Genomic DNA, 23,863 nt, shown 5'->3' on the forward strand with positions numbered 1-23,863 from the left:
AAAATATGCTGGGAAATATGATTGGGAAAATAAAGTCGGGGCTGGGCGGAGATGGACTTGACCGGATAGAGTATCGCAAGGTGTGGATGCTGTTCACCTACTTGTTCTGTGTAGTGTCAGCTTCGGTAGTCGGACGCACAGCGGCGGATGCTTTGTTGCTATCTCGCTTCGACTCCTCACTGCTCTCCAAAATGTACTTGCCGCAGGCGGCGGCACTGATTGTGACAGGGCTTATCTTCCAAAAATACGGTCCGCGTGTACGAATGGACAAACTGATTTTGCGGCTTATTCCTGCAATTTCCTTGCTCGTATTTGTATCAGCTCTTGGCGTATCATGGCAGTTGGATTGGATATTGCCGATCATATACGTGCTTTATGATGTGTTTAATTTTCTAATGATCGTCTGCTTTTGGCAGTTCACTTCGTTCGTGCTCGATCAACGCAAAGCCAAGCGAACAATTGGAATAGTGGGCAGCGGCGGGCTCGTGGGCAGCATTATAAGCGGCTTCGGGATAAAGGTTGTAGTAGCAGCGGTCGGGACAGCTAATCTTATCTTCTTCTATGGCGCACTTCAACTGGCGGCATTTCTGGCGGTACTCCTGCTCGTCCGAATGAGCGGCAATCCGGAGGCTGTATTTGGCACGGAAGAAACAACGATTCAGCCTGCAACGCCCCGTAAAAACGCAGCGACCAGTTCCAGCGGCAAAGCAAAGAGCAAGGGATTGTTTCAGTCCGTTCCCCATCTGATGCATGTCGCGATTATGCTGGCTGCCATGACGCTGGCGCTTACACTAATCGATTATCAATTCAAAGTTATATTAAAAGACGAACTGCAAAACGATGCACTTGCCGGTTTTATGGGTACTTTCTACGGTATGACCGGGTTGCTGGCGCTGGCGGTGCAGTTTTTTGTGGCAGGCAAAGTACTGACCAAATTCGGAGTGATGACGGCATTGCTCGTCTTTCCCGTTGTGCTGCTGGCTGGAAGTATCGGGGTATTGGCGTTGCCAGTGCTGGCGATGGTCGTACTGGTGAAGGGCAGCGACAAAGTGGTTGGCGATACGATCAATTCTTCGGTCAACCAGCTCATTATGCTGCCGGTGCCGCCCAAGTGGCGCTCGCAAGCAAAAGGTTTTCTCGATGGAACGGCGCGCAACGGAGCCAAAGGCGCGGCAGCCATAGCGCTGATCTTCCTCTCGCCGCTGCTTACCGCGCAGCAGCTTGGCTACATTATTGTCGGTCTGCTCGTCATAAGCATCGGATCGGCGATTACGCTGCGCGGCGCCTATGTCGAGACACTGCTTTCTACACTGGAGAGCAGTGAGCGGCGGTTTGACGGCATGGAGCTGGACTTTATCCATCCAGCCAGCATGAAGCTGCTGCTTTCGGCGTTGACAGGAGCAGACCAGCGGCAAGCGCTCTATGCGCTGCGTACACTGCACGAGTTGGAGGGATTCGATCTGGAACCATACTTGCCCGGTCTGCTCCGCCACCGCGCACAAGAAGTTGTCATTAGCACACTCGATATTATCGCCAGTACAAAACCTGCAAATATGGAAAACGAACTGTATGCACTGATGGATCATGGCGACACCGATATTTCCGCGCACGCTTTAATGGCACTTGCCGCATACGGCGATGAGCGACATCTGGAGCTGATTACCGGACAACTGGAATCGGAACGTCTAGTGATGAAAACTGCCGCAATTGCCGGACTGATCAAATATTATGGCATTGAAGGCATGTTCCGTGCAGTCAGCGTACTGAAGCCATTGCTTGACAGCCGGCATGTAGCGGAACGGGCAGCAGTGGCAGAGCTATTCGGACTCATCGGGATTCGTGAATTTCACAAGCCGCTCATTCCGCTGCTGCAAGACGACTCGCCGCAGGTGCTTCATCAGGCAATTCGCTCGGCCGGACAGCTGCGTGCGCCGGAGCTGGTTCCTTACGTTGTACCGTTGCTTCAACGCGGAGAAGTGCGCAAAGACGCGATCGAGACGCTCGCGTCCGGCAAGCCTGAGCAAGCTGTTGCACTGTTGGAGCCTTATTTTCATCAAGAGCAGCCGCTGCTGCATCTGCCCAAGGTATTTGAACGTATGGCGGCAGCTCCCGCTTTTGATAAGCTGCTTTCTTTGTACGGCGGCTCTTGTATTGAGATGCGAAACGCCATGACAGAGTCGCTCGTCAGACTGCAGCGCCATGTTCATGCGAATCACAAATATAACAGCATTGTCGAAGGACTGATTGTACTAGAGCTGAACCTGTATTGGGGGCTTGGCAACCATACCGAGGGCTTATTGTCTGTGCCCGGTTATGAAGAAATAACAGAACTTGTGATAAAGCATCGCAAAGAGACCGTTCGACGCATTTTCCATCTGCTGTCACTCATACATGATGCCGCAACGATTCGAGCCGTATATGCCAACTGGTCGGGAGGAGATGCCCGCAAACAAGCCAATGCGATGGAGCTGATTGATCAGCTTGTGCGTGGTCAACTGCGCTTGCATATGGTTAAGCTGATGAATGACGGAGACCCCGAGCTACGGGCGGCGCGAACGGCTGAACAAATTGCCGGACAGCTGCGCTGGCTAGAAACATTAGGTGACCGATGGCTGAATCGACTAATCGCCTATGCAGCTGATCCGCTCGCTTCCGACGGACTTCAAGCACTTATGAAGCAAATTGATATTCTGCGAAGCTATTCGTTATTCCAAAAACTATCAAGTCGGGACTTATCGGTATTAGCAGAAAAACTGGAGATATTTGAAGTGTCAGCTGGCGAATATATTTTCCGCGAAACGGATGAAGTCAATATGTTATTCCTTGTTGCGGAAGGTCGAGTCGGCATCTATCACGAAGGCGTTCGGCTTGCAGAGAGACAGCCGGGCGAAGCATTTGGTCAGTTAGGCCTGCTTGTCCACCATAATCATACAGCTGACGCATTGGCTGTAACAAATACCGTATTGTGGCGACTGGATTCAGAAACGTTCTACGAAGTGATGTTTGATCGTTCGGATATCGCCATTGAGATGATGCGCCAACTGTCTGCCCGTCTGCGCAAAGCACTTGCACGGCAACATACAACTGCGCAGCACACCATATCGGAATCGCAGATACCGGAATTGCAAACTGCGACAGCAATAGAGTCGGGCAGCGATATGCTTGGTGTAGTGACGGAAGAGGATGACTCTTTGCTTCGGCGCATTCTTATTTTGCGCAAAGTGGAAATATTCGCTTATCTGGCGGAGGATGATATCGTCCGGCTGGCACAAATGGTCGACGAGGTTCGCTATGAGGCTGGCGAGGATATTTGTCTGGAAGGCGATTATGGCGATACATTGTACGGCATTATTGAAGGCAGTGTAACAGTTCATGTTGGAGGCGCAACGCTGGCGTCTCTTGGAGAGGGAGACTGCTTTGGCGAGATGGCGATCATTGACAGCGCCCCCCGCTCCGCCAACTGTACAGCTGCAACCGCTACAGTGCTGCTCCAGTTGCAGCGCGACCAAGTATTTTCGTTATGTTTTCAAAATATCGACGTACTGCGCAGCATGATCCGTCTCTTGGAAGAACGGCTGAAGGGAATGGCAGCTTAAATGCTGCCATCCTGTAATTTGAAACTTCCATTGTCTGCACAACCTTTTATTCTATTGGAATTTCGTGATACAACTCGATTAAGTTTCCTGCGGGATCTCTGAAATTAACGCTTCTTATCCCATATTGTCTAGAAATCGGCTCCGATATAAAGTTGACTTTCTCCTTCAGTTCAAGAAATGCCTTGTCTACATCATTCACCTGAAAGACAATTACTGCCCGATCATTAAAATGATCGTTTACTGAATAGAACAGTCGATCGCATTAGCCATGGATTTTCTATCATAAAGTGCGAGTGTGGTATTACCTGTATTAAAATCGGCATATCTGCCCTCTTCTGTTCCCCAAATGGGTTCAAATCCCATTACATCCCGGTAAAAAATAAAACATTCCTTAAAGCAATCCACTAGCAAGCGAGTATGGGTTAACTCCATTTCTAATTTCCCCCTGACCTTAATCATTATTACAATTCAGTACTTATACTCATTCGATGTATATAGGTTTTTCCCTCTTTTTGATTTTTTACAAACCTGCTACACTGTGGATGCTCAAAAGAGATATTCTATTCGATGCTGCATGCCTTGAGTAAGGAAGAGATATCTCTCGAAGAAGATGTCGTGTTTCTAAAAAATACGAAAAGAGGCTAATCCTCACGGACAACCTCTTTTCTTCATCACAGAGCTCTCGTTGTGTAGCACCATTGCCTTGCCTTTGACCCTTACTGCTATTGATGAACTGAGCTTCATTGAGAGATCACCAAGCCCCGGCTTAATTGCCGGGGGCCTGGTTTTACTGATCGATTTCAGCTTTATTTACTTGCGAACTCTAGCGCTCTAAGCAGAACGACCACCGACTCGGCTCTTGTTGCCGTTTGATTCGGAGCGAACTTGTTGCCGCCAACGCCTTGAACGAGCCCGTTCTCAGCTGCCGCTGCAACTGCCGCTCTAGCCCATGCTGGGATCTCGGCGTCATCCGCAAATCCAGTTGTTGCCTTGGAGTTGTCGGCGAAACCAAGCGCATTCACGATCATCGTCACCATCTCGACGCGGCTGATCTTCGCGTTCGGTCTGAAGCTGCCATCGGAGTAGCCCTTCACGATTCCAGCTTGCACAGCTTGAGCGATGCCTTGTGTCGCCCACGAGCCGATGGCTGCCTTATCGTTAAACACCAGCTCGGCTCCGTTTCCTTGCAAGTTCAGCATACGAGCCAGCATGACTGCAAACTCGGCGCGGGTAACCTCGCTCTTCGGCTTGAATGTGCCGTCAGCATAGCCGCTGATAATGCCCTTAGCTGCTGCAAGTTTAATACTTGCTTCCGCCCAGTGGCCTAGAATGTCGCTAAATTTGACTTCAACATTCTCTTCAGGCTTAGTTTCCTCTTCTTCGGTTACCGGAGCACTTACATTTACAACGCAAGTTGCAGTCATATTTCCATCTGTGGTTGTTACTGTGATTATTGCTGTGCCACTGCCTTTTGCTACAACTCTGCCTGCACTATCAACAATTGCAACATTTTCGTTGCTGGATTTCCATGTCACCTGCCTAATGTCAGCATTACTTGGGCTAATAGCTGCTGTCAGCTGAGATTCATCACCAATATTCAGTTCCAATGTCTGCTTATCGAGACTTACACCTGTAACATGTATCGGAACATATATCACTGGAGGTACCGGTATTTTTGCAGCCTTAAAGCTTTCTACTGCGGCTTTCAAGCCTTTCACTGCACTATCGATGTCTTCCTGGGTCTTTGCGTCCACTTTGGCAGTTGATGCAGCTGCTATTGCAGCTTCCAAGGCATCCTTTGCACTTTGCGGATACTGCCCGGGATTTGTACCAATTCTTGCCGTGTCTCTTAAATCTGCAGCTATTTGTATTTGATTATCCAATTCAGTTGTATCAATTGTCTCTGATGGTTTGCTTACAGTTACAACAGCGGTTGCTGTTTTATGTCCATCCTCAGTCGTCACTGTGATAACAGCTGTACCCTCTGCTATTGCTGTGACCTTACCGGTGTTATCAATTGCTGCAATTCCATCATTGCTTGATGTCCATGTTACATTCTTATTAGCTGCATCTGATGGAGTGATGGTCGCCTTCAATTGGAAAACATCTCCAACATTTAATTGAAGTGTTTCTTTATCAAGGCTCACTTCCTCGACTTCAACATTCGGATCCGGTATTTGTGCAGCCTTAAAGCTTTCTACTGCGGCTTTCAAGTCTTCCACTGCACGATCAATCTCTTCCTGGGTCTTTGCATTAATCTTTACAGCTGATGCGATTGTTACTGCAGCAGTTAAGGCCTCTATAGCCTCTTGCGGATACTGTCCCGGTTCTGTACCAACCTCAGCATTATCCATTAGTTCCTCAGCTGCTGCTATTTCGCTGTCCAATTCAGTTGTATCAATTGTCTCTGATGGTTTGCTTACAGTTACAACAGAGGTTGCCGTTTTATTTCCATCCTCAGTTGTCACTGTGATAACAGCTGTACCCTCTGCTATTGCTGTAACCTTACCGGTGTTATCAATTGCTGCAATTCCATCATCGCTTGATGTCCATGTTACATTCTTATTAGCTGCTCCTGATGGAGTGATAGTCGCCTTAAGTTGGAAAACATCGCCAACGTTTAATTGAAGCGTTTCTTTATCAAGGCTCACTTCTTCGACTTTAACATTCGGATCCGGTATTTGTGCAGCCTTAAAGCTTTCTACCGCAGCTTTCAAGTCTTCAATTGCACGATCAATCTCTTCCTGGGTCTTTGCTTCCACTTTGGCGGTTGATGCAGCTGTTATTGCAGCTTCCAAGGCATCCTTTGCACTTTTCGGATACTGCCCAGCTTCTGTACCAACCTCAGCATTATCCATTAGTTCCACAGCTGCTGCTATTTCACTGTCTAATGCAGATGTATCAATTTCTTGTATCTGAGTGCTTTCATTTGACGGAAGACTCTCATCGCTCAGCCTGTTTAATGCAGTCACAACATACTTACTTGTTGGTTTTCCTGTATTATCAGTATAGCTTTGCAGACCTGTCTCAGTCTTACGTACTTTAGCAATCAATTTAACAGGATTGTTAATGTCAACAGCCTCATTATCTTCAAAACGATAAACGGCATAGTATGCTGTATTTTCATCATTATCCTGCCAGCTAATTGTATGGCTTCCGTCTTCAAATGCTGCACTTACTAATACCGGAGCTTCAGGTGCTACTCCACCTTTCCACGGCATTGCCGGCATCAGGGCTTTGTTAGCCCATAAGTCATTCTTAATCAGCGATGCAGCAGAAATAGCGTTAGGAGAATTAACTTTAAATGAGTTATACGTAAAAATCATAGTACCGTCTATATTCGGGTTTGCAGCATTAAACCTAAGCTGGCGTGCAATTTCCTGATCCCCAACACCCGGGGTATTCCAATATCTATCAGTAGTTCCTTCGGCAGGATCTAGCCAGTACAAACCTACACCAATATACAGCTGTGTTTGTACATCAGGGTTGTTTTTAAGCAAGTCAGACCACCATGATGTAACAATTCCATACCCTGCAGCTGAATTACTAAATGTCCAGTACACCTGTGGGGTTATATAGTCGATTATTTCTTCTAAAACCCACTTCTTAGTATCTGCATAAGCACGGTCATAGTTTGGTATTCCGGCCGAAGTGTTAGAACCATCCGGATGTCCGTCTTTAATGTTGCCCCATACACCTGCCGGGCTAATCCCAAATTTAACCCACGGCTTTGCTGCGTTTATTCTATTATGCAGATTTTTAACCAGTGTATAGGTGTTATTTCTGCGCCAATCCTCAATTTTCGGAAACTCAGTTTTGTCAGCATAGGTATCATATGTGCTCTGATCACTATACCCGGTATCAAAACCGCCATTGCTGCCAACATAGAAATAATCGTCAAAGTGTATTCCGTCTATATCGTAATTCTCAACAATTTCCATAACGGCGTCTTCAACATATTTCGCTGCCTCAGGAATTCCTGGGTCAAGGACATAGCGGCTTGTGCCAACCTTTATCCATTCCGGATGCTTGGCATAGATACTATCAGGCACCTTGCTGAGCATATCTCCAACTGCCTTTAAGTCCGCTAAAGGCTTTCCTGATTCGTCCTTATAAAATGCCGCCGGCATGGAAACGCGGTATGGGTTAGCCCACGCATGCAGTTCGAGATTTCTCTTGTGTGCTTCTTCAATTGCGAACTGCAGCGGGTCAAATCCCGGATCAACATCCTGTTTTCCTGTCAGCCAGTATGACCATGGTGCAAGCTCTGATTTATAAAATGCATCTGATGTCGGCCTTACCTGGAACATTACTGCGTTGGCGCCTGTTTCTGCAAGATCATCAAGAATTTTGACAAGGTCTGCTTTTTGCGCCGCCGCACGAGCTTGTGTATCTTCAATCTTCCATGAGTCCGTGGATGGCCAGTCAATATTAACAACAGTGCTTATCCAGGCAGCACGCATCTCACGTTTGTTTACCGGTGTTTCCTCTGGAACATTATACTTATCCCATGGAGCTGCTATTCGTGCTGCAAAATATTTTGCTACTTCTGTATTTAATGCGGCTACAGCAGCATCAATAGTATCCTGCTCAGCATGAATATCGCCTAAAACTGCTTGTGCTGCTGCAATTGCGGTTGTAACAGCAGTTTTTGCATTTTGTGGATACTGTCCGCCAAGTGTCCCTACTACTGTTGAATTAACCTTGGCCTGTGCATCTGCTATAGCCTTATTTAGTTCAGTTTTATCAACATTTAATGGAACCATAGCATCCTCAAAAGCTTTAATTGCAGCATTTAGATCGTTTAATATACGATCAATATCTGTCTGGGTTTCTGCATCAGCTTTAGCCGTTGTTGCAGCTGTTATGGCCGATGCCATATCATCAATTGATTGTTGTGGATATTGTCCGGGTTCTGTTCCTGCAGCCGCTCCATCATGCAGAGCTTTAGCCTTTGCTATTGCAGCCTCTAAATCAATTGTCACTAAAGGTGGAACCACCTTTCCATCAAAATCAGCAACAGCTTGTGCTAATGCAGTTTTTGCCGCCTCAACCTCTCCTTGTGTTGCACCTGCATGGTTATATACTGTGTTTGCTGCATCTATCGCAGCTTGCAGCGCTGCCTTGGCTCCGCTTTGATATTGTCCTGGCAAAGCACCTTCAACTGCAATATCATGCTTTGCCTCTGCGGCATCTATCGCAGCTTTTAAACCCTGTAAATCTATTAGCGGAATTTGTGATGTTTTAAAGGTATTAACTGCAGCATTTAATGTTTCTGCTGCACGATCAATATCTGACTGTACTGTGCTGCTTACCAAAGATTGTGCAGCAATGAGAGTATCATTCAAAATAGCTATGGAGCCTATAGGGTACTGACCTCCCTGTGTCCCTTCCACTGCACCAAGAAGCAGGGATTTTGCAGTTGCAATAGCTCCTATCAGTGCTGTTTTATTTAATGTTGCAGCCGGAGTAACATTATATATTGCAGTAAGGTCGTCAATGTAGATCGTACTGTTTACTCTGCCCTTATCAGAGGTTTCAACTAATCCAGGCATAATGTTTAGTAAAAGGCCAGTTGATGCATTAAAAGTTGCTTGTGGTACATCATAGGTTACAAAATTCCAGCCTGATTTCATCACTGAATTGGCTGGTAAGAAATTGGCAGTAGTGGGTGAAGTACCGTCTGCCTTTCTTATTTCTGCACGTAAGCTGGAAATCTTCTCATCATTACCATAAAGCCAAAAACCTATTTTGTTTGGTGTATGGTCTCCGGTAAACTTCAATTTTGGGTTAGGGTAGGATGCACCTTTGACATAAGCACTGGCTGTCCCGCTAGTTCCCGCAAAATTATAATCAATCTTAAATGATCTATTTCCGTTTTTCACATAATCGGGATCATTATTATATGAAATAACGGGCTTAGTGCTTCCATCATTATTAACCCAGTCAACCATGCTCTTTCCGCTGCCATGGTCTTCATAATCCTCTATGATCTGGTGTCGCTCGCTTACAATCTGTGCAGCCATATAGGCATCCACTGCTGAGTTAAGCAAGTCGGTAGCACTATAAAGATCTGCCATAACGGCTGCCGGATTGTTCATCACACTAACTGCAGCATCAATAGCAGCATTAAGCCCCATGCGCTCTGATAAAGGATACTGCCCGTTGCCTGTACCGGCAGTTGTGCTGTCATAAAGGCTTTGCGCAGCTGCAATTGCCTCACTTATTTCTGCTGAATCCTTTGTTTCACTTCCATAAACAGCCACAAGATCATCTATATAAATTGTGCTGTCCACCTTATCATTGGCTGATGTGGCAATAATACCTGGCATAAGTGTTATAGTAAGGCCCGTAGTTTGATAGGAGGGAGCCACCGTGTACTCCAGGTACTTCCATCCAGTAAAGTTCAGCGTATTAGAAATATTTTGATTTGTATTTGTGGAACCAGTAGTAATTCCTGAACGGAATTCTGCCCTTAGAGCAAAAGTTGTAACATTATTTCCATATACCCAGAAACCTATCTTTTGCGGTACTTCCCCGGGTTTAAACACAATGCCCGTACCTTGGTTGGGACGAACATAGGCGCTTGCAGTACCTGCAACTTTGGATAACTTATAGTCAACCTTCAAAGAACTGTTTCCACTATGCTTTATAGCGGTATCATAGGACAAAGTTGGTGGTGAGCTGCTGACACTGTCGCCTGTCCATTTAATCAAGCTTTGGGCAGCACTACCGTTAACAACCCCATTTTCAAAGTCGTCCAGCACTATAACTGCAGCAACTTCAACTGTAGCTGTAACAGTAGTGGATGTACCGTTTATTGTCCCTGTAACCGTAAATCTGTGTGTTGTTAAGCAGTCAACAGCCGGATCCACACTTGGCCAGGTTACTAAAACAGTGTCACTTGTATCATCATCATAGGTCACCTTAACGGTATTTGGAAGCTTTGGTGCTACGCCGATACCTGTCTTCACATATACCGGATCAATGCTTACTATGTTTACAGCGCTTTCAACAGTTACTGCAGCTTCTACCTTCATTGCGGCACCTTCAACTGTTCCCTGTACGGTAAAGGTATTAATACTAGCGTAGTTTGCTGCCGGAATATCCTCCCAGACTACGGCTACACTTGAGCTTGTACCGTCAGTGTATGTGGCATTAACGCTAGGGGGAAGTATTGGAGGTATTCCCACCCGAGTATTAACAGCTATGGGTGCATATAAGTTAACTGCCGGATATACGATATAATTGCCTTCTGCTTTTAGATTTGTTCCATCAACTGTTCCCTGTATGCCTTTCACACTTGGATTTCTGTATTCATTGAAAGGTGCGGCGTTTCTATAATCTTCAGGATTCGGTGTTTCCCATGTAACTGGAAGTGACGAAACGGTATGATCTGTATATATTACATCTACGGCAGCTGGAAATACCGGAGCCGTATTTTGTTCTGTTCTTACAATAACAGGATTAATATATTTTATAGCCGGTGCAACAACTGAAACATGTGCTGTTGCAGTCATTTCTGTTAGTGTTCCGTTAGTATGAATAACTGTTCCGGTTACTTTAAAGCTATTTCCAGCAGCGGAATAAAGATTAGGATCAGTTATCTTGTCCCACTTTACCATCATATTAGCCGGAGTACCTGATGTCATATTAACCTTTACGGATACCGGAAGAACCGGGGCTGTACCGACTGCAGTAGTAATGTTCGCATCGATTGCACTAACCGGTGCCGGTGCATTTGGCGAGCTCTCGTTCTGGAGGCGGTCAAGTGCAGTGACTACATACTGTACCTTACTTGGATCTGATACAGCTGTATCGGTATAACTTGTTATATCTTTACCGTCACTATCAACAGTTTTACCAACAACTGCAATTATTTTTGTTGAATCTGATGTATCAACATTTTCATCCTGTGCAAATCTATAAATCGCATAATATGCGGTGCTGCCTGTTTCATCATTAGATGTCCACGTAACTTGTGTAACGCCATCTACAGCCTCGGCAGTAACGTTTGTGGGCATAGCTGGAGCAACGCTGCTCTTCCAGGCTGATTTTGGAGCTATAGCCTTATTCGCCCAAGCCGTTCTTACTCCCTCTTCTACAGCTTCCTTTTTATAAATTCTTGAACCTGGAACTATATTGCTGCCCTGGTATAGGAATGAACCATCGATCCCGCGACCTGTAATTTCACTTATATAGTTTGTATTGAGCTGTATCTCCCTGATAATCTCTTCTTTGGCATAGGGATCTAAAAATCCTGTTTCAGTTGGATTGGTTGTATCATTTACCCTATACAATCCCATACCCATATAAAGCTTTGTATTGGGATTTGTAAGGTGATCTGCCCACCATGTTGCTATTACACCGTAGGGAGCCACATCACGGCCAAATGGCCAGTAAACCTGTGGGGTCAGGTAGTCAATCAGCCCTTCGTTCCCCCATCTTAATGTATCTGCAAAGCTCCTATCATAGTTTGGTCCGCCTCCGGCAGTTGGAGAACCGTTAACATGCCCGTCTTTAATATTGGCCCACATGCCAGCAGGGCTTATTCCAAACTGTATCCAGGGTTTTGCTGAACGAATTTTTTGGGAAAGATCGCTGATAAGCTTGTACGTATTATTTCTTCGCCAATCGCCTCTGTCTGTAAAGCCGCCCTTATACTTTTCAAATGTGGCAGTGTCATCATAATCATAGGCTTTGCCCTCATGGTAGAAATAGTCATCGAAATGAACGCCGTCAATATCATAATTATTAACAACTTCCATAACGCTATCCACTATCCATGCTTGTGCTTCAGGTATACCTGGATCTACTACGTACACACCATCATAGGCTTTTTTAATCCAATCAAAATGAGTGTTGAAAATACTCTTTGGCAGTGCCTTGAGTTGAGCAACCATGGCATCATTTACCGCAGTTGCAGCACGATAGGGATTAAACCATGCGTGCAGCTCTATTCCGCGCTTGTGCGCTTCCTCTATTGCATATTCAAGCGGGTCAAAGCCTGGATCACCGCCTGGTGTCCCTGTCATAACTACTGACCAGGGAACCAGATCAGATTTATAAAGCGCATCGGAAGATGAGCGAACCTGAAACATAACTGCATTCAGATTGCTGGCAACTGCCGCATCCAAGATATTACTTAGTTCTTGCTTTTGCTTTTCCACCCTCGCTGCAGGATCAGTAATAGATAACGATGCTGAGGATGGCCAGTCCGAGTTGTAAACGGTTACAATCCAGGTCGCACGCATATCTTCCTTCTTGGAAACATCTGAGTTTAAGTACTTTTGATATGGTGTCCATGCATCTGAATCTGGAGGAGTAATCCCCGCCGCTGAAACGTGAATAGCAGGTAACATGGATGTTAGCATTAAAACTATAAGCATCCTGCTGCATATTGCTTTACAACGCGCAGATAAACGATTCATTTTCACTGCCCCTTATATTAATTTTAGTATTTCGCTCCAAGCCCACTGAATAGATTCGCCTTATTTCTTTCCCCATCCCTCCCTATAAAGTAATTTTTTTCTCCTGTTTTCTTTCTGTTTCACAAGATCTTAACTTCGACAGCTTAAAATCGCACAACGGATCTTATCTGAATATTATACAAATTCGAATGTTTCGTCAATAAATTTCACAAACATATATTATTATGAAACTTTATTTCGACATAAAACTACAAGACAACTTGCTCTACCCTGCAGAACGCGGCATCCGTTGCGGCTGTGTTCCTGATAACCGAAGCGGTAATTGTAAACAAACTGGAAAAAGATAAAGGTTCTGCAGGCATGCCTGATTTGGGCGGCATGATGTAAGATAGGCTGCAGAGCCGTGTGGGGTAAGGGTTTCTCCTCGGAGAAACCCGGATTGCCTACATTTTGCATACCGTGCAAAATAAAGACACCTAAGAGTGAGGATTGAAGTGCTCTAGGGTGTCTTTTGTTTGCTGATATCAAAAGTTTATATTTGGGAAAAACACATTCGACATGGGCTTACTGAAACAGACGTTTGAAAAAGCGGGAATGAATGATGTGTTAACCTACATCGATACGGGTATGGACTGCATTACTAACTCAATCAAGAGTGAATATTCAAGTAACAATGAACACCTATGGATTCGCCCTCCGTTCTGCTGATTAAGCTGCTGCTGATAAGTTCGAGTCCATTTTGTCTACTAGGCAATAATAAGATGAACCATACTCCACACTCTTTAACTACCAAGACTATGGTATAATTAAAAAGAGAAAATAAGCGTTAGCGAGGTGTTATCCTATGCAATGGCAAGAGGTTCGTAATATTTACCCCGATCAATATGTGCTTCTCGAAATCCTAAATTCTCATACAGAAGATTGCACGCAATACGTAGACGAGGTAGCTTTGATCAAAGCAATTCAAGATCCAGATGAAGCAACCAAGGAACTGTTAAAATGCAGAGATAACAACATCGTCTATCATACAGGCCAAGAAAAAATAGCTATAGAGCTTAGAAAAAATCCTCTATACAGGAATCGATAAGATGCTGATAGAATTAGTCGATAACTTACTTCAAGCCTCCATCACAATTTGCTATAAAGACCGTTCACTAACAATAGATAACTTAGTGATTGATACTGGCGCGGCACACTCCCTACTTTCCTCCGATGTCGTATCAGAGATCGGCATCAAATTTGAAAACGGAGATAGATTGGTTCGAAGCATCGGAATTGGTGGCGATGAGTATTCATTCCGTAAGCAGGTTAATCAAATCCAGCTGGCGATTTAATCCTACATGATATCTCGTTAGACTTTGGCGTCTTCCATGACGATATAAGCAGCATAAACGACTGATTGGTTTGGATATTCTTAAAACTGGCAACATGATTATCGATCTCCATCGGATGCAAATGTATCCAGCAAACACCAAATAATATTTGAAATGGGGACGCGAATTAGCTCGCGTCCCCATATCTTCCCCAACTCCCCTAAGCACTTACTCTAAGCCCTTATAAATCAACTGACAGACGTTCTCAATATGTGTTGTATGTGGAAACATATCCACCGGCGTCACTTCCACCGTCTTAAATCCTCCATCCTCCAGCACACGCAAATCACGTGCCAGCGTCGAAGGGTTGCAGCTCACGTATACGACTCGCTCTGGCTTCATAGCAATAATCGTATCCAGCAGCTCTTGATCGCAGCCCTTGCGCGGCGGATCGACAACGATGATATCAGCTTCGATGCCTTCCTTGCGCCAGCGAGGAATAACGACCTCAGCAGGCCCCGCTTCAAAGGTGGCATTGTTGATATTGTTCAGCGCTGCATTGCGCTTGGCATCCTCTATAGCTTCAGGTACAATCTCTACCCCATACACATGCTTGGCATAGCGGGCCAAGAACAAGGATATTGTTCCAATGCCACAATAAGCATCGATGACTTTCTCTGAGCCTGTTAAACCAGCATACTCGACTGCTTTACGGTACAGGGCTACAGTTTGAATCGGATTGACTTGGTAGAAGGAGCGTGCAGATATAGCAAATCGAACGCCGTCCAGCTCATCATAAATGACATCGCTGCCCCATAGCGTAATAGTTTCATCGCCAAATATGACATTAGTATTGCGCTCATTAATATTTTGCACGATACTTTGCACTTCAGGCAGCTCTGCACGGATACGTTCGATCCATTCGGATACATGTGGAAGCTTGCGACCGTTAGTTACGAGTACGATCATCATTTCTTCTGTTACGACACCCGTTCGAACCATGACATGGCGCAGCAGTCCCTGACCTGACTTCTCGTTGTACGGTAAAATGCCAAACTCTCGCCCTAAGCGTTTGACGATTCGAACAGCTTCATCGTTGCGAGAATCCTGAATCAAGCAATCGTCCATATCAATAATACGATGGCTGCCGCGGGCATAAAACCCTGCAATCAGCTCGCCTGATTGCTCATCCTGACCTACAGGAACAGCCGCCTTATTCCGATAGCGCCATGGCTCCTGCATGCCAATCGTTGGATGCACAACGATACCCTCATGATGGCCAGTATGTGAATCCGCGCGATTAGCATTCGTCTCTGTATGACCTGCTCCCGCAACCTCCAGCTTTCCAATCCGCACCAAATTATCAATGACATGCCGCCGCTTCCACGCCAATTGCGCATCATAGCTCAAATGCTGCAGCTGGCAGCCGCCGCACTGGTCAAACAATTGACAATGAGGGCTTATCCGCTCCGGGCTAGCCGTTATGATTTCTTCTAATTCAGCATAACCATACTGCTTCTTCGCATGCGTAATACGGGCACGAACACGCTCTCCTGGCAGCGCGCCATGTACGAACAAGGTAAAGCCTTCATGCCTGCCTACCCCAAGGCCTTCATGTGTCAAATCGATAATATCAATTGTCACATTTGTCTCTAAGCCTTCCGGTATTCCGTTTCCTTTACGGCTGGAAGCACCCTCGGCTCGTCGATTTCCTTGACGTCCATGAATCCGAACAGGCTTATTTTGGCCACTTTTGGACTTAGCGGTCTGATTCCGGCTAATTTGATTTTCGTCACCGTTTCGGTCAGCAAATTGGTGCTGGGCAGTCTGATTTTTGCTTCCGTTTTGCTTGAAGCTGTGCTTGCTTCTGCCCTGCTTATTTGGCTGCCCTTTGTCCGATTTCGCATTACCGCTTGATTTGCTTTGGGTAATATTTATGTTTTTTTCCGTATCCGGCTTTCTGCTGTTTTTAGCAGCTTTACCACGCTTATTTCTGTTGTTCATAATGAATCTCCGCTCTGCTTTATTGAAGCATCAATGAATCAATTTCATATTATCGAAGGCTGTCGTTATTTTTCATGTATCGATTCGGCTTTACATATTGTTTTACTTTACCGATAAGTCGACACGCCCATCTCGTCTGCGAAAATTTGCAAATGAGACGGCAGCACCGAGAAGGTACATGGCAGAAGTCCGCCGTACTCTCCGTCTAAGTTAATTTGTACGTAATCTGGTGTTGTCACCTTCATCTCACGCGTTCTGAAATGAATAACATGTGGATCGTTCAGATGCTCGCCGCGCAGCGCTAATGTAACAAGTCTAATAAACTCTGCCAAATTGCACTTGCTGATCAGCAATACATCCAGAAGTCCATCATCTAGCAAGGAATCTGGAGCCAACCGCTCAAAGCCGCCTACAGAGTTGCTGTTGCAGATTAGAAACATCATAAACTCATCATGAAATTTTCCAATGCCTTCCGCTTCAATGATCAATTCCGTAGGACGAAGCCGCGTCATCTTCTCCATCCCTTTCATATAATAGGCGAGCTGTCCCACCATCGTTTTCAGCTTGCTTGGCACATCATAGGTGAGCTCTGTCAACGAGCCGCCGCCGGCTATATTAATAAAGTAACGATCATTGGCCATACCAACATCAATTGCCTTCGTATATTGCGAAATAATAAGATCGCAGGCATACTCCCAATTTTTCGGGATACCCATTGCTCTTGCAAAGTCATTAGTCGTTCCCACTGGCAAAATGCCTAGCGGAGGCCGGTTTTCTTTATTAGCGATTCCGTTAATGACCTCATATAATGTACCATCGCCGCCTGCAGCAATAATCATATCATAGCCGCGTTCTACCGCCTCAGAAGCTGCGAGTGTAGCGTCACCTTCACCAGATGTAGCATAACAGCTCACTTCAATACCGCCACGATCAAGCTTTTGCAAAATATCCGGGAGCCGCTTTCTCATTTCCTCTCTACCCGAAGAGGGATTATAGATCAGCCTTGCCCGTTTAATACTCATCGCGACTCCTCCTTGTATATAAAACCAGCATACCATTTTTCCATTGCAACCATTGGTCTTAACACACATCTATTTATTTATACTTTCTAAAAAAACCTGTCCTTCACCCACGAATGAGCGAACAAGACAGGCAGCTGTTACCTTATTATGTCTTCTTTATTTCTCAATACGGTCTAAAGCCATTTTATACCCATCGTTGCCATAATTCAAACAGCGCTTCACGCGAGATATGGTTGCCGTGCTTGCACCGGTCTCAGCCTCGATCTGGTTGTAGGTGTTGCCTTTTCCAAGCATGCGGGCCACTTCCAGACGCTGTGATAAAGATTGTATCTCATTTACGGTACACAAATCATCAAAAAATATGTAACATTCCTCAACGGACTTTAATGTAAGTATCGCTTCAAAAAGCTGATCAACCGCTTTATCGTTAAGCTTTTTTAATTGCATTTGAACTCACTCCCCTAGTACAGCCTTATTGTTTATATTGTACTGGTTTTTTAAGCTAATTTCAAACATTACCGTATTCACGCTTTACCGAGCAGAAGAACAGAATTCGAACTGTGATTCATCATAAATATTTGTTGTTGCTAACATCTCTGTTGATTCATAAATTTATTGAAGCATAACATATTTGTTACCCTGCTGCTATCAGCTTGTATGCTTATTATCAACTGAGAAGGTACAGCTGCACCATTTTATAACGGCATTTAACTATTTATTTATTAAAAATCGTGACAATCGTCCAATCGAAGCTGCACTCTGTGCCATAGACTATTAAAAAAAGGGTTGTGATCCGTTTGAATCATTCCAATCAGCTCGGTGTCGGCAACCGTGAAACTCTGCCTAATACTCCGCGCAGACCTATGCTCAGTGAAATGAACCAACCTGCGATGCATAGAAGCACTTCATCAGCTATGTCCAATGATCATATCATATACCAACAGGCTCCGACGCAATCCAGCACAACTGTGCGCAGACAGCATGATCAGCATCCGATAGAGCATCAGAGCATGCTGCCAGCCTATCCGCCGCAGCCTCCTGCACAACTGCCCGTACAACATCAGCCAAAGCCTTCAGGAGGCGGACTGTTAGGCGGGTTGAACCTGTCAAAGCTTACGAATCTAACTGAAATTAAAGGCTTTGTCGATCGGATGGGCGGACTGGACGGTATATTAACTACGGTTACGAAAGCGCAAAAAATCGTGAGCAGCGTTTCGCAAATGGCACCGCTTGTCAAAGTGTTTTTTGGTTCCTTTGGCAGCAAAAATAAATCTAGCTCCTCGCAGCAAAGCAGCAGCTCTTCACGCCCTAGAAGACGGCGCAGGCCCAACAACAGCGGCAGCTCCTCCTCTAACGGTGCAAGAAGAAGACGAAATCGGCCTGCCTCGCGCAGACCGCGCTAATACGAGCAGATGGTACTGGGAGTTGTTGTTGCGAAGAAAATTCCTGCGATAATACATCTTCTTTACCCTGTTTCGCCGACATTTTAGCAAAATAATGCGATTGTGCAGGATATATGAACATTAACCCACTTTTTAGTCAAAAATGAAGAATAATCCTGCATATTTGCAGAATTCCCCTTCAATCCATGTTCATTTCAAAAATATCCTGCACTTTTGCAGAATCCGATTGTTGTTGAAGCCTCCTAAGGCTAGAAGAGGATGCCGAACTTAGCCGTATATGCTCTTGATGTTTAGAGAGGCTGCTGTGCTTGATCATTGTCTACTACTAATGTTAGGAGATGATGCAGAACCTGATCGTTGTCCACTATTATTGTTAGGGGATGATGCAAAACGTAATCGTTACCTACTATTGAAGTTAGGAGATGATGCGGAGCCTGATCGTTATCTACTTTTCTAGTTAGGAGATGATGCATCGCTTAACCGTTCTTTTGAGGAAGCCATGTTAGGGATCCTCGAAAGTTAAGCAAATAAAAAATGCCGCTAGGACCAAATGGTTCCTAAGCGGCATTTGTTTTGCCTACTCTTTACCAGCTAGTGGTAACAGAGTCGGGCTCTATTCAGCGCGCATCGCGCTGCGCGGTAAGGCATAGCTCCACCGCCTTGAAGGCATGCTCCTGCGTCATCGCATGCTTGTGCGATTGATGCAATCAAGGATAAGCTGCCCAAAGTAGGGATAGCCAATATTGCAGACAGTTTTAATATGATGTTCTCCCTCATGATTAGCCACATGGCCGTCCTGAGTATCACGGCCAATATCAATATATTTGCGCAGCTCGATATAACCCTCTGTCCCAAGAATAAGGTATCTTAGAAAATTTTTCCTTTACACTATTTTCATCAATATATCAATAGGTTTTTCCTCAAAAAGTTTGAGGGGACAACCTCAAACTTTTTGAGGAACATACCATAAAAATACATGATACAATAATTATAGGAATGTTCCTTGTTTTTACCATTTATTCAAATTGTTTCTGAACTGGAGGGAATGATGCTTATAGTAACATACACTTAATAATCTGCAACTAGCTTCTCATTTCTGAGGTGAACGTGTACTTCCTGGTGCTAATTCATCTTCTATTTTGTGTATTAACCACTTGCCTTCTTTTTTTTGCAGATGTAAAGTAAGTATTAATTGTAACTTATCATAGTCATCCGACCAATTATTTTTTACTTCGTAGTCAGTCTCCATTGTTACTACCGCTTCGTTTTTGGACATAACCGTTTCAATTGTTTTAAATGCAGTAAAGTTTTCACTGTGCTCAGTGGCTAATGCCTCCTCAGAAAAAATCTTTATTAATTCGACATTGTTATTGTCGATAATTGTTAGCACTCTATTAAAATCCTTTTGAATTAATGATTCCTGGAATATTGAGATAGTAGTTTCAATCTCTCTTTTATTCTTATCAGCGCTGCATCCAGAGAACAAAAGCATAGAGAACGAAACAATTATCAAAAAAAATCTCATAATTAGCACCACCCATTATAATATTGAGGAGAGAAGACATGAAGAGCGTACGATTATTATATGTGGCTTTATTGATAATTTCAATTATTGGAGCCAATTCTTCGGCTCTGGCATCGTCCAACCTAAGTGATGAGCTTGAAAAAGAGAAGATATACGACCACATGAGGCAAGCTGAGAATAAATTCAAAGATCTTACATCGCATATCGATCCGCGCATTCAAGATAAAAACCATATTCAAAAAATGACAGAGATATTAAGCTTAGTTGATCCCTCTGGGCGAGAAAATGTAATTTTCTTGGATGCGGACGGAAGTATACTTTCCAATAAAATTGAATTAATTGAAGAATTTAAAGAGCAAAATGCAAATCTTATTGATGAAAAAGGCAAGCTAAAACAGCCTATCACCACAAAAGCTTTAACATCCTTATCCGATCAAGGTACCGGACTACTCACTAGCTCTAATACATCAAGTTGGACCGGATGGAAATATCCTGAGGCTGCCTGTCCATCAGTCAAAACCGGTCCCTATAGAAAGGTAACTACCCAACAAGGATATTCTCGTATGCAGGCTACAATAAAACTGCCTACAAAAAATCAAGGTATAATTATGACTCCTACTGCTTCAAGTGAGGATAAAGGGTATGTATATATGGGGGCAACTGATAAAAGAAATAATCAGATTGATGCTGGAGTAGCGTTTAACTATGGGGCCGGACCATATTACTGGAATGAAGCCTGGGATATGTTTATAGCAGGAGCAGACCCTGGTAGTTCTCCGGGTTTTGGAACCTTCAAGCCTGGCTGGGCAGTAATGAAGTTTTATATTCCTGAAGATAATAAGATTGTTTTGGAAGTAACTGGAACAAATAAGAAAAATAATGAACTTGCCACTTTTACGGTAGCGGCTAATGTGACTGGTTGGCTTAAAGACTTTAATGCTAACGGCAGTCAAGTAACTTTAAAGAGAGTTACTTCAATAGCACAAGAAAAAGAGGATCTTACAACTGGTTCGATTTTGGGTAGCAGTAGTGATCCTGTAAAGTGGGAATCAGTCAAAATAGGAACGAGCACGTCTAATATGATTTACCCTACGATAGGATACTTTTGCGGGTATCAAGTATCTAACGTATTAGTTAACTTTAAAGATCATTCTTATGAAGATGTAAGAATCAAAACAGGCACACTATCTCCTTAATTTCTAAGATTTTAAATTTTCGCATTCGGCGATACTCTCAGTCCATTAAGAAAGGACTGAGAGTATCACTTGTAACTCAAAGTTCTAGATCTTATCGCCCGCGCTTCTCAAATGCCAAGTATATGACTGAGCCTAGAAAATGAAAAAGCGACAGCCAAGGACGAGAAAATAAAGTCCTAGACTGTCGCTATTTTATTAAGCTAACTTTCCCTAGTTTAGAAATATATTAGACTTTTAACAAAAATATAAGCTAAGCCATTGATAAACTGTAAAAATTTATGGTGGTAATTTATCTTTCGTGTATGATAATTCAGTTTCATTTTGCTTGTTCTGATAATAAAAAACCGTCCACAAAACAGGACAGTCTTTTATTGAAATATTGTACTAATCTAGGGCAGACTGATCCCTTATAAACCCAGCGCTCTAATTTGCACTTTCAGACGTACCAACAATTCGATCATCGTATGGGTTGAAAGTGTTAGCCCCACTATCATCTTTGTTCGAATTTCTGCTTGCTCCGGACGCGTCGCCGACTGCCTTAATGTCTTGTGGTACTGTTTGAGTTTTTACAATGCCCTTTCTATTTTCAGCCGAATTTTCCTGTTCACGATTGAGATATATGATGCATAATAGCACTGTGTAAAAAATCTGCTAAATCCTCATTGCTAAATTGATTAAAATAGTTATTGAATCGTGAATCGAATTTGTAAGTATCGGCAATGCAAGCCAGTAACTCTGTATCACATGGCATGAATTGCATTAGATTTTTTTCCACTCCTCGATTAATCGCTGAACTTTATCGGAGGAAGGATGCTGATCAACACAAGACGCAATTTGCTTGAATACTTCCTCCATCGATTGAAAACGTTCATCTTTTTCATCTTGTGATAGTTTATCCAACGTTTCATTAAACACATTATACGCTTCTGTTTCACCATAAATGAATCTCGCCTCATTTGCGTATTGTTCTTTTAATGGCAAAACGGAAGAACTGTTGAAGATTTGCAAATGACTAATATCATTCCCCGAAACGTATTCTTCGAGAGCAACCATGATGGTTTCTAGTCTTTGTTTTTTCGATAATAAGGTTTGACTTTGCTTCTTTAATATTTGTTTCTGTTCTTGGCTAGTCAGCTTTAAAATGTCCGCAATTTCTTTCAAGGAAAAATCCAATTCCCTTAAGAATAAAATAGTTTGAAGTTTTTCCAAACTGCTTCGATCATATAAGCGATACCCTTTATCCGTCAGATGTGTCGGTTTAAATAAATCAATCCTATCGTAATAATGCAAGGTCCGGCTTGTAATGCCTGTAATCTGAACAATATCTTTAACAGCTAATAATGGTTTCTTCATCCCAAAATCCTTTTACTTCGTCTAGTATTTGAGCAGCAGGTGTTATTGTGGCCTCAAAGATCGTTCTTCCTGTTTTTCTTAAATAATATTGGATTAAATAATATCCACAAGCGTAGCCAGCACTATAAGGCATATTGACCGGTTCAAAGTTTTGAAGTTTGGCGATCTCGTCACCGTAAAGATACGGAGCAAATTTATCAAACCCTGTTAATTGCAATTGCTCTCTAAGGACAGGCTTTATGCGCCTGTTAAGTGTGTCTGCGTTAGTTTTTGTTACCCAAGGGCCGAGCAATTCTTCTCCGAACATGAACGCAGCAAAGTTTTCAGCTAATCCTTCGCTTACAATGAGCTCGCCCAAATTAACGGTGTGATCCCACTGAATAAATTGATATCGCACATTATGGTTGCATTCGTGCGCCAGCGCAGCCTTCATTCGAGGAATCGTGTACTCATTTGGCAAGAGTGTACCCCAGATAAACCCGGGAATGCCCCCAAAGCCGCTATATCCTTCGTTTATTGTTAAGGCACGGTTTTCCGGATTCCCTAGTTGAATGGTAAACAAATATTCAGATACGGGGAGACTTATTTCATGTTCTATAAATAGACGGAGGCTTTTCCTTACAGCGTGCTCACACTCTAACCAAAAAGAATCTGACGAAATCAACTCAACCTCAGGTGAAATCTGTTGGGTAATCTGATCAGGGGATCGATGCATGATACTATTAAACGTAACAACGTCAAAACCATTCGCCTCTTCAGCTCTAAAAGGCATCTGTTGAATTTGCCATTGTTTCATAAAAGGAGCCATCATTTCGTTTCTAAATAATTCAAGTTTTTCCTCGGGCGAAGCTTGGGCAACTTTTTGATAAATTTGGTCTGAACGCAATGTTATTATGTTCATGTCTCTCACTCCTAGTCGTTTATAGTGAGAATTATGCACTATGACCTAACGTCAGAGTCAAGAACTTTGGATCAAATACTGAAAATCAGGTACATGGTGCTCCGACAGACAGATACCTC

Annotated in this window: 13 protein-coding genes and 3 pseudogenes; 6 read left to right on the forward strand and 10 right to left on the reverse strand. The window is 43.9% G+C overall.

All coding sequences use genetic code 11. From position 1 onward, the window contains the following. Positions 1 to 5 precede the first annotated feature (5 nt). Complete coding sequence (locus V1L65_RS20640) at positions 6 to 3,596, forward strand: Npt1/Npt2 family nucleotide transporter (RefSeq protein WP_331701143.1); 3,591 nt, start codon at positions 6 to 8, stop codon at positions 3,594 to 3,596. A gap of 46 nt (positions 3,597 to 3,642) precedes the next feature. On the opposite strand, the gene V1L65_RS28780 is transcribed toward V1L65_RS20640, so the two are convergent. From V1L65_RS28780 to V1L65_RS20650, 3 genes are all read right to left on the reverse strand, one after another. Further along, the gene (locus tag V1L65_RS28780) at positions 3,643 to 3,795 is read right to left on the reverse strand and encodes a VOC family protein (protein ID WP_442955709.1); all 153 of its coding nucleotides are present in this window, start codon (positions 3,793 to 3,795) and stop codon (positions 3,643 to 3,645) included. 38 nt (positions 3,796 to 3,833) lie between these two features. Then, entirely contained in the window at positions 3,834 to 4,028 is a 195-nt protein-coding gene (locus V1L65_RS20645) for a VOC family protein (RefSeq protein ID WP_331701144.1), read from the reverse strand. Positions 4,029 to 4,402: 374 nt separating this feature from the next. Next, on the reverse strand, positions 4,403 to 12,970 hold the full coding sequence (locus V1L65_RS20650; RefSeq protein WP_331701145.1) for a family 10 glycosylhydrolase: 8,568 nt from the start codon (positions 12,968 to 12,970) through the stop codon (positions 4,403 to 4,405). Positions 12,971 to 13,279: 309 nt separating this feature from the next. Between V1L65_RS20650 and V1L65_RS20655 the strand changes: the two are divergent. From V1L65_RS20655 to V1L65_RS20665, 3 genes and pseudogenes are all read left to right on the forward strand, one after another. After that, positions 13,280 to 13,414: pseudogene (locus V1L65_RS20655) on the forward strand (hypothetical protein); the annotation flags it as partial. Positions 13,415 to 13,871: 457 nt separating this feature from the next. After that, the gene (locus V1L65_RS20660) at positions 13,872 to 14,114 is read left to right on the forward strand and encodes a hypothetical protein (RefSeq protein WP_331701146.1); all 243 of its coding nucleotides are present in this window, start codon (positions 13,872 to 13,874) and stop codon (positions 14,112 to 14,114) included. 1 nt (position 14,115) lies between these two features. Further along, the gene (locus V1L65_RS20665) at positions 14,116 to 14,361 is read left to right on the forward strand and encodes a retropepsin-like aspartic protease (protein WP_331701147.1); all 246 of its coding nucleotides are present in this window, start codon (positions 14,116 to 14,118) and stop codon (positions 14,359 to 14,361) included. Between the two features lie 207 nt (positions 14,362 to 14,568). Here the strand turns inward: V1L65_RS20665 and rlmD are convergent, their stop codons facing one another. From rlmD to V1L65_RS20680, 3 genes are all read right to left on the reverse strand, one after another. After that, a complete protein-coding gene (rlmD, locus tag V1L65_RS20670; protein WP_331701148.1) occupies positions 14,569 to 16,344 on the reverse strand; it encodes a 23S rRNA (uracil(1939)-C(5))-methyltransferase RlmD in 1,776 nt (591 codons plus the stop codon). Between the two features lie 107 nt (positions 16,345 to 16,451). Beyond that, a complete protein-coding gene (locus V1L65_RS20675; protein ID WP_331701161.1) occupies positions 16,452 to 17,360 on the reverse strand; it encodes a diacylglycerol kinase in 909 nt (302 codons plus the stop codon). Positions 17,361 to 17,522: 162 nt separating this feature from the next. Continuing rightward, the gene (locus V1L65_RS20680; RefSeq protein WP_331701149.1) at positions 17,523 to 17,813 is read right to left on the reverse strand and encodes a YerC/YecD family TrpR-related protein; all 291 of its coding nucleotides are present in this window, start codon (positions 17,811 to 17,813) and stop codon (positions 17,523 to 17,525) included. Between the two features lie 341 nt (positions 17,814 to 18,154). Between V1L65_RS20680 and V1L65_RS20685 the strand changes: the two genes are divergently transcribed. Continuing rightward, positions 18,155 to 18,769, forward strand: coding sequence for a hypothetical protein (locus V1L65_RS20685; RefSeq protein WP_331701150.1), 615 nt, complete (start codon positions 18,155 to 18,157; stop codon positions 18,767 to 18,769). A gap of 617 nt (positions 18,770 to 19,386) precedes the next feature. On the opposite strand, the pseudogene V1L65_RS20690 reads toward V1L65_RS20685, so the two are convergent. Beyond that, a pseudogene (locus V1L65_RS20690) lies at positions 19,387 to 19,637 on the reverse strand (Gfo/Idh/MocA family protein); the annotation flags it as partial. A gap of 222 nt (positions 19,638 to 19,859) precedes the next feature. Next, positions 19,860 to 20,294, reverse strand: a complete 435-nt coding sequence (locus tag V1L65_RS20695; RefSeq protein WP_331701151.1) for a hypothetical protein — start codon at positions 20,292 to 20,294, stop codon at positions 19,860 to 19,862. A 38-nt stretch (positions 20,295 to 20,332) separates the two neighbouring features. Between V1L65_RS20695 and V1L65_RS20700 the strand changes: the two genes are divergently transcribed. Further along, a complete protein-coding gene (locus tag V1L65_RS20700) occupies positions 20,333 to 21,490 on the forward strand; it encodes a hypothetical protein (protein ID WP_331701152.1) in 1,158 nt (385 codons plus the stop codon). Positions 21,491 to 22,094: 604 nt separating this feature from the next. On the opposite strand, the pseudogene V1L65_RS20705 reads toward V1L65_RS20700, so the two are convergent. Beyond that, a pseudogene (locus V1L65_RS20705) lies at positions 22,095 to 22,843 on the reverse strand (MerR family transcriptional regulator). Continuing rightward, positions 22,818 to 23,744, reverse strand: a complete 927-nt coding sequence (locus V1L65_RS20710; RefSeq protein ID WP_331701153.1) for a DUF2268 domain-containing protein — start codon at positions 23,742 to 23,744, stop codon at positions 22,818 to 22,820. The pseudogene V1L65_RS20705 and the gene V1L65_RS20710 overlap by 26 nt, the downstream one beginning before the upstream one ends. Between the last annotated feature and the right edge of the window lie 119 nt (positions 23,745 to 23,863).

It is taken from the genome of Paenibacillus sp. IITD108 (assembly GCF_036541265.1).
Taxonomy (GTDB): Bacteria; Bacillota; Bacilli; order Paenibacillales; family Paenibacillaceae; genus Pristimantibacillus.

Excerpts from the sequence above, each read along its gene's own strand:
- V1L65_RS20665 (WP_331701147.1), top strand. The coding sequence starts at position 14,116 with ATGCTGATAGAATTAGTCGATAACTTACTTCAAGCCTCCATCACAATT.
- V1L65_RS20680 (WP_331701149.1), bottom strand. The coding sequence starts at position 17,813 with ATGCAATTAAAAAAGCTTAACGATAAAGCGGTTGATCAGCTTTTTGAA.
- V1L65_RS20710 (WP_331701153.1), bottom strand. The coding sequence starts at position 23,744 with ATGAACATAATAACATTGCGTTCAGACCAAATTTATCAAAAAGTTGCC.
- V1L65_RS20650 (WP_331701145.1), bottom strand. The coding sequence starts at position 12,970 with ATGCTAACATCCATGTTACCTGCTATTCACGTTTCAGCGGCGGGGATT.
- rlmD (WP_331701148.1), bottom strand. The coding sequence starts at position 16,344 with ATGAACAACAGAAATAAGCGTGGTAAAGCTGCTAAAAACAGCAGAAAG.
- V1L65_RS20660 (WP_331701146.1), top strand. The coding sequence starts at position 13,872 with ATGCAATGGCAAGAGGTTCGTAATATTTACCCCGATCAATATGTGCTT.
- V1L65_RS20640 (WP_331701143.1), top strand. The coding sequence starts at position 6 with ATGCTGGGAAATATGATTGGGAAAATAAAGTCGGGGCTGGGCGGAGAT.
- V1L65_RS20700 (WP_331701152.1), top strand. The coding sequence starts at position 20,333 with ATGAAGAGCGTACGATTATTATATGTGGCTTTATTGATAATTTCAATT.
- V1L65_RS20695 (WP_331701151.1), bottom strand. The coding sequence starts at position 20,294 with ATGAGATTTTTTTTGATAATTGTTTCGTTCTCTATGCTTTTGTTCTCT.
- V1L65_RS20645 (WP_331701144.1), bottom strand. The coding sequence starts at position 4,028 with ATGGAGTTAACCCATACTCGCTTGCTAGTGGATTGCTTTAAGGAATGT.